Here is a 13520-nt window from a genome sequence, read left to right as displayed (position 1 = left end):
ATCGGTCGAGTGTCGGAGGATTGTGACCCCGCGGCACCCGACCGACCCTACGTCTACGCCTTGGATGTCGGAACGATCGCGGCCCGAGGCCTTCCGTTGTCCTTCGCCCGGAACTGGATAACCTGACCACTCGCTGGCTGCGCGCTTAGCGGCGCGAACAGCGTAAACGCTACGATGATCTCTCGGTCGTTATCCGTTTCCTCGTCGACCATGGGATAAATCAACATCGCTCCGCGACTGCTGGAGACCAAGGAGTCGACGTAGTTGTCTCCCCAGCTTGGTCGGGCTCCGACCACTCGCGCCGCTGGCGGGCGATGCTTCGGGTCGCTCAGAGCCCCGAACAGACCCCCGCGGCCCTCTCGCCGCTTTCGACTCGCGACAGTCCTATTCCCTACACCATCAAGTTGCCGGGCCTCTCCCTGTTGTTGCGGTGCGATAACGACCCACTCAGTCACAGGGTCGAAGGAGATTTCCCGGACGTACGCGAGGTCTGGTTCGAAGTAGTCGTCTCGAAGCCAATGGAGACTCCCGAGTGCCTTTAACACTGCCTCAGCCGACAGGGTGCCAACGAGCGCATTGAAGCGTCCCCCCGGCCGAACGCCACCCGAGGGCCGGGGCTCCGCCGGGAAGGACAATTCATGCGACTCGCTCGCGGCCTTCAGGACGGGGACCATCGCCTGGTAGTTCGCTTCTATGAGCCCCGAGTCAGTCGGGAATGCAGTCGGTTCCACCGGCTCACCCGGCGACCGTCTAAGCACTAGTTCCGCGTTGAACATTTTGTTACGGGACGACGGCTTGATTGTCGGCAGGTGCTGACTCACCAGTGGCGGGATGTCGCGGGGCGTGATCTGCGGGCGACCGTCCACCAGCTTCGCATATCGCCGGAGCTGCGATCGGAAAGCCTCCTCGTCTCTGACGATGGCCTCAAACGACTGGTACAGGTCAATGGTCCTCAACCCGTCGGGCTCCGCCCGTCCAATGTACAGGCGAACCAGGTCACGGTATCCCTTTCGGAACCCGAACCAGCGGCCCATCTGCATCAGCGTGTCCGCCTGCTTGGTCCGCCTACGGTAGTAGGAGACGGTCAGGCCCTCGATTGTGAACCCCCGACTCAGCTTCGTACCACCGACTAGGATTCGCCAGATCGAGCGCATCTCGAAGTCGAGATTCTGCTGGTCGATGTCCTTATCCCCGTTCACAATCAGGACGGGGTTGCCTGCGCTTTCAAGCACCTTACTCAGGGCTTGTCCGACGTATGGCTTGAGCTCTTCGAAGGTGTCAGGGAAGGGCAGCTCCGGCGCCCGCGCCGTACTAACGGAACGAAAGTCCTTGTTCAATAGGTCGGCGAGGCGCCCGAGGCCCGCGGGAGTCATGTACCCAGCCCGCCCCCACGCAGTCTTCACTCGTTCAGCGAGCGTCTTGTGATCGTCCATCTTAACGGACTCGTGCACCAGCATCGTGTGATGGCGGAAGCGAAGCGCCGGGTCCTTGCTTTGTCGGAATAGCTTCAGTGCACCCGACAGGACAAACGCATCTAGCGCTCCTAGCAGTTCCGCGTCCGCATCGGGTCCCCCCGGCGCTGCGCGAAGGTCGCGGACGAAGCACTTCTCATTCGAGTTCGCAACCGTCTTCTCATCATCCGGGCTAGCGTCTAGGTCGTGGAAGTCTGCCACGCCCATGTAGTCCAACGGACGGTCAAGACTGATGAGGAAGTCCTTGGGGAATATGTCCTCAGTGTCACTTGGATCGATAAACACGTTGGCGTACGGCGTTGCCGTGTATCCGACGTACTGGGCCCGTGGCAGCAGTTGAAGCAGTTCGGAGATCAGCTTGTTGATAGCCGTACGCTTGACTTCTCCCTGAGCCCACTTCTTGGGGTCACTGGTATTGACGGAGGCTTGATCCGACTCGTCGTCAATGATGAGAGTTGGGATCTCCCCTAGGTGTGACCGAATGCTCTTGAGGTCGCGGACCAGGCGCCTCAGCACCGACGCATTCTTCTTCACGACCGCGAGCCGGGCGTCGGTCGCATACAAGTTCTCGGGGTCGAACAACGGCTTCTGCTTGTTCCGCTTCTGGAGTTCAAGCGCCGTGATGCCAGCGTTTAGGCTTCTATAATCGGATCCATGACGAGTGAGGCGTACGATGTCCGTGAAGCCCTGTTCCGATGGCTGAAACCCGTGCGCGAGGAACTTCCCGTTGACTCGGTCCTCGTCATTGAAGTAATCGATGTTTCTGGCTAGGTCGACATCGTCCGGATCTATGCCTAGGAAGATGTTCTCGATCCCGACAAGTTCCATGTCGAGTCGACGCTGTGTTTGCTTGCGGAGCAGGTCGATGGTCCCGGTGAGCACGATGACGAGTCGGTATCCCGCGTCTATCGACTTCGCGAGGACGCCAGTGAAGTTGGCGGTCTTTCCACTCTGCACGTATCCGACGACGAGGCCCTTGGACTGATACGCCTGGGCTCGTGTCGGGTCCGACAGCCTTTCCACGACGCGGGTGGTCGCGGTGTCAAGCTTCGTCAGCGCATCTCCGTTCCAGCCAGAACCGTCTCGAAGGTGCCTCTTGTACGCCCGCCAGTAGAATTCGTGAGCGGCGCGGCGCTCGGGTGTGTACCAGGGCTCGAACTCTTCGCTGATGACGACGGAGCCGTCTCCCGTCAGAGGAAACGTGGCATCAAACGCACTCGCCGTCTCCTCGTCGAGGCCAAGCAGGCGCTCCACCAACGTCCGTCGGTCAGAGCTATGTGGCTCCGTGGCCTCAAGCCACTCACCGGACGTAGCGGAGTCCCAGCCAGCGATCGCGAGGTGCATCTCTTTGCGCAGCGGGTCATCACCACTGGCAAACGAAAGGTGTTCTCTCAGGGCGGCGAGAGAGACATCCGTCGTCGGGGCATCGCCCTGGGCGGCGACGAACGCGGCGAAGGGTTGAAGGGGAAGAGGTTTTCTGCCCTCCATGCTCTTGACCGCCGACAAGTAAGCGTCTACTAGCGTCATGGCGCTACACATCCTTAATCTGCGAAGCCGCGAAGCGGCTTCGGAATTGTCGCCGCCCGCGCCATGTTATCGAGCGCAACGGTGTAGCTGACGTCCCGGATTCGGTCGACGTCCGCCCCGCCGTTTCGCAGCAAGCCTCGGGTTAGCACGGGGAAATTGTCGTCGACACGGAAGCATGCTGGCGCCGAGCGCAGCCGGAGGAGCCGAAAGCTGTCTCGTGGCTGTTCTGGTCGGTATCGGGTCGCCCCGAGTCTTGCGTCGAATACCGACCGCAGCTCAGGAGGCAACTTATCTGCGATGACGTCGATCAAGTCAGGAAGTCGTCGTCCTTCACTAGCTCCAGCGCCAGTCACTTGTACGGATAGTAGCCAGAGCGGCCGGCCGAGAGTGGGCTCCAACTGCTCCAGTGACCCGATCCAGTGCCGACGACTCTCGGAAGTCGTGGTCTTGACTTCGACGTCGTCGCCAGGGAAACCGAAGTCATGCTCCTCAACTGAGTCTCCCCCGCGCCAGGCGCTCAGAGCAGTCGAAGGACCGACCGCCGATACAAGATGCAGCACGACGAGGAGCTCGCCGTAAAGGCCGACTTCCTCACTGACCGGCATGTGTCCCGTCGCGGCGAGGAGGTCGTGATAGCTCGCCAGCGATTGCTTCACCGCGGCTGCGAAGGTGAGCGAATCCACCTGAACCAGGTCGGCTACGGAGCAGAGGAGAGGGTAAGCCTCCGCGAAGAATCGCTGTCCGTGAACCGCGAGAGCAACCCAGTTGGTTCCGTTACGGAACCGGACGGCCGTGGAGATGTGCACGTAGTCATTGATGACCGGAGGCTCTTCACCATCCCACGCCATCTCAAGTCTCAAGGTCTCGTTCGGTGCATCGACGACGAGGAAAGCCTCAGGCGCACCCGGGATTGGGATCGACGCGAGAACACCCGCCGCGACGTACTCCCCGAGCGTGCTTGGGGTGATGTGGCGTCCGCGCGGTGCTGTCACTAGCCCTCTTCCTGAGCGGCGGCAGTTAGAAGCGTCTGCCAAAGATCAAGGTTGTCGCGGTCCTTAGCGCCCATGTACGAACCGTGGAAAAGGCCCTCCGTTAGCAAGTAGACGAGGGTTTTGACGAGTGGAGCATCGTTGATTGATCCGCGAGCTTCGCCCAACAGGGCGCGCCGATAGCGACTATTGAGCCAGATGGTGCTGTTGTCGCGATCGACATCGAAGAAGACATCGTCAGGGAAGTTGGTCCAGCGAATGTCGACGTCGTCGTAACCAGGAAGGTAGTTCAACTCCTGCTCGACCACACGCCGGACTCGTGGCGGCACTCCCCTGCCAAGTGGGACGACGGCGGCGCGCGCACGCACCCGTTGGTTCGCCCGTTTGAATGCTGCAACAGCTTCTTCGATGTAGTCCTTGAAGGTCGTCTGGTCGGCGGCCACAGCCCTATCGAGGGCCGAGGCGAACTCCGGCCCCGTTTCCACCTTGGACTTTTCGGGGTTCATTCGGAAAATCCGCGACTTGACCAGCTCATTGTCGAGGTCGATTACAACGCGGGCCAACTGAAGTTCGCGGCGTTGCACCTCGACGTTGTTCCATCCTCCTGCCTGTAGCAGGCGTCTCCGGCGGTAGAAGTAGAGACCTTGGTATTGCTCCGGCGTCGCCCCTGAAAGCCTGAATTCGGATTGCTGCGAACGCCCCGGCCAGATGTGACATACCGCGACGAACTTGGAGTCGTTTAGCGTGGCGTGAAGTTCCTTGGGATAGCCTGCCGCCCCCGGACGAAGGTATCCGAACGGGTTGACGGGCTGGACCGGCACCACGGGTCCCGTTCCCAACATGCCCACGTCTTCCACATCGATGCCAATTTCGATTTGGCGCTGTTCGAGAAAGCGATGGAACACCATCCCGAGGTGATGCTGTAGGCGCGTCGTGCAGTCTTGGAGGAAACGGGACGTCACCTCTGCGTCGTGGCCGTTGGGGAATACTCGTATGTCGTCCCACCGCACCACGGTTCCTGGGTGCGATCGGAGGAACCCCCACTCCCGCGACAACTCTTCGGCGCAGAAGTCATCGGCGACGATGTCACACTCGAACGAGTTGCTCGCTTTGCTCGCCAGCCACCTGCGCCCCACGGGGCGGGAGCCACGCGACACCGACATGACCGTGAGACTGTTGGCCTGAGAGAAGGACGCGGCCTTCAGGCCCACGCCGAAGTGGCCGAGGTCGGTTTCACCATACTCCCTGACTCCGCCGACGGTCATTGCTTCGTCGATACAGTTGGCTGGGATACCCCGACCATTGTCGATGACGTAGAAGGACTCGATGCGATTGTCTGCAACAATGAATCGAATCAAGATCTTGCTCGCCGTGGCATCGATCGAGTTATCGACGAGATCGGCCACGGCGGTCTCGAGGCGGTGATTCCCGCCGAGCGCTTCCATGACGTGCGGGTCGGGAGGAAGGGTGACTGAGTCCGCAACGGATACTTCTGCATGCCAGTTCGAGGCGGTCAGGCCCCGTTGCGAATTCATGGTGAAGTACGCCTTTCGCGGTTCGTCCCGACGGGGACGTCAGACACTCGCCAGTTGACGTGCGATGTGCCCCGCGATCCCTTGAGCTAGTTGCACGGGCACCGCGTTGCCGATCTGACGACCGATTTCAGCCTTCGACCCATACCATAGGTAGTCTTCGGGGAATCCTTGAAGTCGTGCTGCCTCGAAGTGGGTAATCGCCCGGTCAGCTTCAGGGTGGAGGTATCGACCCTTCTCGGGCTTCCAGAACTCAGTCCGGATGGTGACCGAAGGCCGATCCCAGTGCAGTCTTCCCATCACGTCTCCCGAACCACCCTTGTGGTCACGCCAGCATTGAGCCAGTAGGTCGTCCGGAAGATCCTTACGGTTCCCCCCCGGGGGGATCGCGGCGTACCGCGCCTGGGACAACGGGGTCGCCGTGCGTCCTATGTGGAGCTCGATCGTCTTGAAGGGCCCCGGTAGGGCGACGCCGTTGACTGGGGTCCGTGTGGCTGGCAAGCGGATCTCGCGGACTTCGCGGTCCACCTTGCCGATGGTCTCCCGCACGGTCACCCATTGCTCCTTAGCGTCCGCCAGGGGACCCACGGGAATGCCAACGGGAGGTAGGTCGCGCCTGCTGCCTAGGACAACGGCACGCTTACGGACCTGAGGCACCCCAAATTCTGCCGCGTTCAGAACCGCCCATTCGATTCTGTAATTACTAAGCCGGCCGCTCTTGTGGGTCTCTCGTCGAAGATCGCGGAACTGTCCGGATCTCAGAAAGTCGGCTACATTCTCGAGCACAAAGTAGAGCGGGCGGACGGCCACCAAGGCTTCGACGTACCGACGCCAAAGCGCATTGCGCGGATCCCTCACCTGCCGAGCTCCGAGGCTCGAAAAGCCCTGACACGGCGGTCCACCGACGACCACATCGGCCGTTGGCGGGTTCTGCGTTAGCCAGTCAGCAATGTCACCGACAAAAACCTGAGCGCCGGGATGATTGGCTTTGAAGCTGGCGGCCGCCTCTGGACTCTTCTCCACGGCGGCGAGTGTGCGAAAGGCTGAATGCTGGTTGAAGCCCTCGCTCAGTCCCCCCGCCCCGGCGAACAGGTCCACAACTGCGAGGGGTCCGGGCACGGTCACGAAGTCTAGAGCGGGGCAGGGACAGTCTCGAGCAAGCATGCCGCCTTCGGCGCGCCGATCGCTTGCTACGTCTGAGGAAGGCCGAGCTCCTCCAGGACGCGTTGCACCGCCGCCTCGGCTGGCTCGTGCTCCCAGACGCGGAGGACGCGCCATCCCGCGCCTCGGAGGCGAGAGTCGGTGTCGGCGTCCCTGGCGGCGTTGGTGGCTAGCTTGTCCTGCCACCAATCGTGATTAGACACCGGGACGGTTCGATGCTCGGTGCACCCGTGCCAAAAACATCCGTCTACGAACACGGCCAGCTTTTGGCGCGTGAATGCAATGTCAATTGTTCGCCTCCTGCAGTCCGGGACCGGGTACTGAACCCTGAAGCGCCGTCCGGCCGCATGTAGCGCCCGCCGCAAGGTCATTTCGGGCCCCGTGTCGCGGCGGGGATGTCGGCTCATGCGGAACGACACCTGCGGGGAGGACGGCACCGCGGGCGCCGAGTTCGCACTCCTCGCGTCCGTCGACAAAGGGTCTCCCTAGTGGTTGAGGCTCCGCGACCAGCAGGCTACCTGGGGCGCCAACGGGGGTTCGTCAGTCACCGCGACCAGCAGCCCAGGGCCAGTGTTTCACTCGCCCCGGTCGTCTCCGCGTCGGGCTGCCGGGGGTATGACCCCCGAGGCCTCATCTCTCCTCCATCGCCGGTCTTAGCAGCCGTGGTCCTGCCACAGTTTGAAAGTTGACGGCCGCAACGACCAGCCGCGTTGTTCTTGTCGAGATTGACCGCTCTCCCCGTGTCACTGTTGGAACGTCGACCGGAACAACCCGCTGATTCGCCCTGAGAGCGCCCAAGGGAGTCCGGGGGTATAAGGGGACACCCGGGACCATCCCCGAGCGTCTTAGAATGGCGTACAGGGCGATACAGGGCCATTCCCGGGAGAGGAGAGTCTGACAATCCCCTCCCGGGACGGCTTTTCCGTCAGGCGATCCGGTAATGCAGAGTCACGTCGGCCGACACCTTCCAGGCGGTGCGTGTGTCGTATCCCTCGACCACGACGCCCACAGGAGGTTGATTCGGCTCCGACCACGAGGTCTCGATGTTGTCGACGGAGACGATGCGTCCGGTTCCCGGCGCAACCAATCCCTTACACCGCTCGATTTCCGCGCGGAGAATGGCCGAGACGTTACCCCGGAAATCCCGAGCGGGGCGCACGGCGAACGCAACGGCCACGGTCATGCGCTCGCCACCCTCTCCATCCGGCCGCCTGGCGATGATGTCGGACCGGAGGACTTCACTAGCGGTGCCCAGCGGCACCGGGTCGCCGTGCAGGCGGATCCCGGACCGCTCACCCCGATAGCGGACGGAGGCGGCCAGGCGGTCCCTGACGTCCAGCGCCAACTGCCGGACATCGTTGTCCGTCGGCGTCCGGGAGAGCACCGGCACAGACGGGAACGCCTTGCGCACCTTCAGCAGGACCGTGTCCCGGTGGACATCCCCCGTGTTCGTGGTGCCACGGTCGATGACCTCGACGTGGAACCCGCGGTCCTGGCAGGCCCGGTCCAGCCGGTCGGGGTCCAGTGAAGACATGAGCGAGTCACGGAAATAAGTAACGGTCAACTCGCCGGAGAGAACACCGCCCCTGTCCTTCCCGGCTTCCTTCTGCAACAGGCACAGGACCGGCTCCCCGTTGTTGTTCGGCTGCACGTCGGCGGGAATGGTGACGGCCCTGACCGGCACCTTCCCCCCGAACAGTTCGGCCAGGACATCGGCAAGGACGTTGGCGAGGCGCACGTCATCGTTGATGAGGTTGGCCTGGGCGCGCTTCACCCGGAGCTGACAGCCCTCGACGATCCAGCCGGTGACCGTGACAGCGGAGGACAGCCGCAGATGCTCCGGGACCAGGTCGTCCAGCTCCTCCAGGCCGGCCTGACAGGCACGGGCCTCCAACGCTTTCAGGTCGTCCCCGTACTGGGCTTGGAAGGCGATGGCCGCAGCCTCGGCGCTACGGGCCTCGGTCAGGTCCCGCCGGGACTGTTCGGCGGCGGTGAGGCCAGGGGCGGCCTTGGCCTTCCCGTGAGGGCCAGCGGCGGAGGCGCGAATATTGTCGGGCATGGTGGTTGACTCCTTTTCTGTTGGATGGATGGACGAGAAGCAGGCGCGACCACCAAGCGTTGGCGGTCCGGGTATGGGAACTACTCGACTTAGTGGACGGTTGGCTTCTATCCGTCCACGCCCGTTCTTGGCATGGCTGGTAGACCCAGCCCTCGACATGCTCGGAGGCCCGGTGGCGGAGGGGTCGGCTTGCCAGGGTGATACAGGCCGGTTGCGTAGCTGAGGCAGTGGCCGAACGAGCGCAGAACGACCGCCAGCGAAATAGAGGCCGAGGCTAGGTTGGCGAAGGGGGACAGGCATGGGTGGCAAGCTTTCCTTAGGCCGCCCCGCAGCTATGACAACTCGAAGAGGTTCAGCTGCATCTAATCGTCGAAGGAGGGGGCAATGCGATCCAAGATCGCGTCTACCTCTCGATCTTGAAGAGATTCTCCATTGTTGTACCTCTCTTCCAGCCAGTTCAGCCACGGCTCAACCTGCGCGGGGTCGACTACCCACGGTCGATACCTCTTCAGATCAATCAAATGAGTGTGACTCAGGTGGCTCTCGCCGCCGATGCGGTAGTTCTTCTCGTGAGCGTCGAGATATGGAGTGAGGCGCTGCGGCTCCCTCTCGAACTCAATCGAATCCGGGATAAACTTCTTACCGTCTTCTTCTTTGTTGATTGGTGACGCTGGGGTGGTAGTTGGATCGGTCCTTGTATTGGTTACTGGACAGCCGTGACCAGCCGGAGAGACGCCTACGGTGTTCTGGCCAGGCTCCTCTGCCTGCTGGCCAGCCGCCGCCGTCCGGTCGGCCTGCCCCTCCTGCGGGATGGTCAGTCGGTATTCGGCCACCGGCCTCTTAGGCGGATCGCTCGCACGGACCAGTGCGAGGAAGCCAGCTTTGAGTACGTCATCACGCCCTCGGTATACGGTTCTTGGACTGACTCCCATTTCGCGGGCTACGCGCTCAAGTGAAGGACGGACGTTAGTGCCGTCGGAGTTCGCGTAGGTGGCCAGGATCATGCCGACCGCAATGGCCCGGGAGCCCAGCCCAGATGCCCGAAAGGCCTTGGCCCATCGAAAGGTCATCGCGGCCTCCTCGGTCATTCAGGTGCTCCTCTTTTCCATCTCCCGCCGGGTCTGCGAATGAGCTCGGCACCTTTCTCCGATTCGCTCGGTGTAGTCGCAAGACTGGCGCCGGTACTGGCGGACGCCTTTTGCCATTTGCCGCAAGACTGCCAAAGGCGCCCTCCTGTCGAGTCGCTTTCTCTCCTCTCCCTGTGGCGTTGTGATCAATGTACGAGAATTCCGCGTACACATCCACCGGCCATACTGTGAGCTTCGCCCTTCGCCGGATCCGCTACGATTAGCGTGTCGCTGACGCCCTGGTGTAAAGGTGAAAGCAGGGACGGCTAACACCTTCACGCCGAAGACAGATGGCCAACGCTGCTGGCCGATTCTGTAAACGTGTTAGCGGGACCGTAGGGCCGGTCGTGCGAAATTGGTCCGGCCTGACCCCGGCATGCACCACGGACCCGAGCCCCTCGCCGCGAAGAGTCGGGAGGACCGGCCCGCCGACTGGCGGGGCCCCGCACGGGCGCTCCTACCTAGCCGTGACTCGGCGCGACCACGGCTGACGGCCGTGACACGGGGATCCTGGTGATTGACGCGTTAGCGCCTGGCCCCAGCTTCCTCTTCGTCGAGGGGTCGGGGGCTTCCGTCTTTCGGTCAGGCGGCGTCCCCGACCTGATCCGCGAGGTCACGCGCGGCGACGCCGAACGTCCCTCGGATAAGGAAGTCGAGGAGTGCTTCCGCACAGGCTTCACGACGTCTTGATCCCGAACAGTGAAGTCCGCTCTGCCGTACGGGATACTCAGCGTGATGTGACTGCGTACCGCGTGGACGAGGGGATGACCACGTGCAGACGAGAGCCGTCGGGCATCATCGCGTCCACGAACGGGGTCGACATGTCGATCCGCCGACCCGAGGTGCGCAGCATCCGCTCCACCAGGTCGGCCAGCTCACCCGGTGCAAGGATGGTCGTGGTCAGCTCGCTGCGGCCCCGCCGGGCGATGAACACCCGGCCCGGCTCGTTGACCCAGATCTCCTCGATCTCCGGGTCGTCCAGGTAGCGCTGCAGCGGCCCGAAGCCGGCCACCCGGTCCAGCACGTCGCGGACCACCGACTCCGGATCGCCGATCGGCGGCAGCGCCGAGGTCAGCGACCGCTCCGAGTAGTCGGCGACGACATCGCGCACCAGCAGCCGCACCGGACCGGGATCGGTGAACGGGTCCAGTCCACGCCGGCGGATCAGCTCGCGGACCTCACCGTCCACGACGTCCAGAGCAGTCGGCACGCCCATCCCCCGTAGAGCCGTCGTCGAATCGCTCGGGACTGTAAGGAAACGGATGAGTCCGATGGGGTGACGTCAGTCGATCTGTGGACAACGCCGAGCACGGAGAGGCACGACAGCACCCGGTCAGGTGAACGAGCCGGGCCCGAGGCCAAGGAGGAGGGACCGGGAAGCCGGCCGCCGACCATGGCTAGGCAGGGAAGCCGGCCTCCCGGACGTCGGTCTGCTCCCCCGCCAGCGCTTCCGCGGCCCCCCGGGGCTCCGGTGCGGCGCGCATCGAGCTGCCTGGGCTGCTCGGACGACGACGTTCGGCGGTGTGCATGGCGAGCGGATCCCGCGGCGGGGCGGCGGGGCGACCGAGGTGGTAGCCCTGCCCGTAGTGGACACCCAGTGCCTCGAGTGCGGCGCGCGTCTCCCTCGTCTCGATGCCCTCGGCCACGAGGGCCAGGCGGAGCGTCTGACCCAGCTGGACGATGGCGCCGATGACGGCTCGGTCCTCGTCGTTCGTGGCGACGCCGTCGACGAACGACTTGTCGATCTTGAGGATGTCGATCGGGAAGCGGCGCAGGTAGCTCAGGGACGAGTAGCCCGTGCCGAAGTCGTCGAGAGCCAGCCGTACCCCCAGGAGCTTGAGCTGCTGCAGCTTCTCGGTGGTTGCGTTGGCGTCCTGCGCGAACAGGGACTCGGTGATCTCGAGGGTGAGCTGCCGGGGGTCGAGACCCGAGACGCGAAGGGCCTCGGTGACGTGGTCGACCAGCTCGGGATGCTGGAACTGGCGCACGGAGACGTTGACGCTCATCCGCGGACCGGTGCCGTCAACCTGCTGCCAGGCGGCGGCCTGGCGGGTGGCCTCATGGAGGATCCAGCGGCCGATCGGCACGATGAGGCCGCTCTCCTCGGCCAGGTCGATGAACTGCGCCGGCGACACCAGCCCTCGCTCCGGGTGCTGCCAGCGCACCAGCGCCTCGTAGCCGCTGACCCGGTGGGTGGCCAGGTCGACGATCGGCTGGTAGTGCAGCACGAGTTCGTTCCGCTCCATCGCCTGGTACAGGTCGGCCTGCAGGCGCTCACGGTCCAGCTGGGCGGCGTGGTGGCTGGGCTGGAACGCCTCCCAGCGCCCCTTTCCGTTGGTCTTCGCCACGTACATGGCGATGTCGGCGGCGCTCAGCAGACCGATACCGCTGGCGGCGCAGCCGGCGGTGGTGGCGAGGCCGATGCTGAGGCCGGCGCGGATGACACGATCGAGGACGATCACCGGTTCGCGGAGTGCCGCGAGGATGCGCCCGGCCACACCGGGCGCCATCTCCTCGCTGCGCGGACCGACGAGGAGGACGGCGAACTCGTCGCCGGCGAGACGGGCCAGCGTGTCCCCGGGGCGCAGGCACCCGCTGATCCGGTGGGCCACCACCTCGAGCAGTGCGTCGCCGCCGTCGTGGCCGAGCGTGTCGTTGACCGTCTTGAGGTTGTCCAGGTCCAGGAACAGCACCGCCACCGGCGCGCCGGTGGTGCGCTGGCTCTCCTCAGCCCTGCGCAGCCGCTCCATGAACAGGGCCCGGTTCGGCAGGCCGGTGAGCGGGTCGTAGTACGCCTGCGTGCGGAGCCGCTCCTCGAGCTCCCTGCGATCACTGACGTCGCGCGTGGTCAACACGACGCCGTTCACGGCCGGATCGTCCAGGAGGTGGTTGACGACCGTCTCCGTCCAGCGCCAGGAGCCGTTGCGGTGCCGCATCCGGGCAGCCGGGTACGACTTCGTCGGGGCGCCGCGGACGACGCAGGTGAGCTGGTCGCGGAAGGCCGGCACGTCCTCGGGGTGCACGAGGTCCTGGATGTCGGTGCCGATGAGCGTGCCCGGCGGATAGCCGAGCACCCAGCCGACCGACGGGGTCTGGTAGGTGATCGTGCCCGAGGAGTCGACGACGGTGATGACGTCCGATGCGTTGCGCACCAGGGAGCGGAAATGCTCTCCGGCCTCGAGGGCGTCGAGCAGGCTGTTGAACGCTTGGGCGGTCTCTCCGAGCTGGTCGTCGGAGTCCACCCGGATGCGCTGGGACGTCGACTGGGCCCAGTCGCCCGTGCGGCTGGCCTCCGAGATCCCCTGGGCCACCGATCGCAGGTGACTGCTGAGGACGGCGAGTCGACCTCCGACCACGCACCGGCACACCAGGTAGCTGAGTGCGCCGACGAGGAAGCCGGCGCCCAGGCAGGCCGCCCTGAACAACGGGCGTTGCGCGTACTCGGCCGGCACGCCGAGTCCCGTGGCGAACGGCGGGAAGATCACCCCGACCGTCAGTCCCAGGCCCACCATCCAGACAGCCAGATCCCAGAACACCCGGGTCGTCAGCCGGAAGCCGCGATGACGACGGTGTCCGTCGACGTCCACGGCAGGGGTTCCAGTCATGCCCGGTCAGTCGTCAGACGACGTGGGGAGCCTTGAGCCCGGTGACTC

Annotated in this window: 9 protein-coding genes; all 9 read right to left on the bottom strand. The window is 64.1% G+C overall.

Features of this window, described 5'->3' with window-relative positions:
• Window positions 1-53: 53 nt before the first annotated feature.
• The gene (locus tag ACI790_RS03380) at window positions 54-2999 is read right to left on the bottom strand and encodes a Z1 domain-containing protein (RefSeq protein WP_456568373.1); all 2946 of its coding nucleotides are present in this window, start codon (window positions 2997-2999) and stop codon (window positions 54-56) included.
• A gap of 14 nt (window positions 3000-3013) precedes the next feature.
• Window positions 3014-3991: a PD-(D/E)XK motif protein gene (locus ACI790_RS03375; protein WP_456568372.1), complete on the bottom strand. Its 978-nt coding sequence runs from the start codon at window positions 3989-3991 to the stop codon at window positions 3014-3016.
• Window positions 3991-5523, bottom strand: a complete 1533-nt coding sequence (locus tag ACI790_RS03370) for an ATP-binding protein (RefSeq protein WP_456568371.1) — start codon at window positions 5521-5523, stop codon at window positions 3991-3993. Before ACI790_RS03370 ends, ACI790_RS03375 begins: the two co-directional genes overlap by 1 nt.
• 39 nt (window positions 5524-5562) lie before the next feature.
• Window positions 5563-6639 carry a DNA cytosine methyltransferase gene (locus ACI790_RS03365; protein ID WP_456568370.1) on the bottom strand — a complete coding sequence of 359 codons (1077 nt, stop codon included), beginning with the start codon at window positions 6637-6639 and terminating at the stop codon, window positions 5563-5565.
• A 71-nt stretch (window positions 6640-6710) separates the two neighbouring features.
• A complete protein-coding gene (locus tag ACI790_RS03360) occupies window positions 6711-7088 on the bottom strand; it encodes a very short patch repair endonuclease (protein WP_456568369.1) in 378 nt (125 codons plus the stop codon).
• A 518-nt stretch (window positions 7089-7606) separates the two neighbouring features.
• Window positions 7607-8740 carry a hypothetical protein gene (locus ACI790_RS03355; protein ID WP_456568368.1) on the bottom strand — a complete coding sequence of 378 codons (1134 nt, stop codon included), beginning with the start codon at window positions 8738-8740 and terminating at the stop codon, window positions 7607-7609.
• A gap of 362 nt (window positions 8741-9102) precedes the next feature.
• Window positions 9103-9828 (bottom strand): helix-turn-helix domain-containing protein, encoded by a 726-nt coding sequence (locus ACI790_RS03350; RefSeq protein ID WP_456568367.1) that lies wholly within the window; start codon window positions 9826-9828, stop codon window positions 9103-9105.
• 766 nt (window positions 9829-10594) lie between these two features.
• Window positions 10595-11077: a hypothetical protein gene (locus ACI790_RS03345; RefSeq protein WP_456568366.1), complete on the bottom strand. Its 483-nt coding sequence runs from the start codon at window positions 11075-11077 to the stop codon at window positions 10595-10597.
• 187 nt (window positions 11078-11264) lie between these two features.
• Window positions 11265-13472: a putative bifunctional diguanylate cyclase/phosphodiesterase gene (locus tag ACI790_RS03340; RefSeq protein WP_456568365.1), complete on the bottom strand. Its 2208-nt coding sequence runs from the start codon at window positions 13470-13472 to the stop codon at window positions 11265-11267.
• Window positions 13473-13520: the final 48 nt, after the last annotated feature.

This window comes from Blastococcus sp. SYSU DS0539 (genome assembly GCF_054050855.1).
Note: the sequence above shows the minus strand (reverse complement) of the source record. Positions and strands in the feature narration are given on the sequence as shown.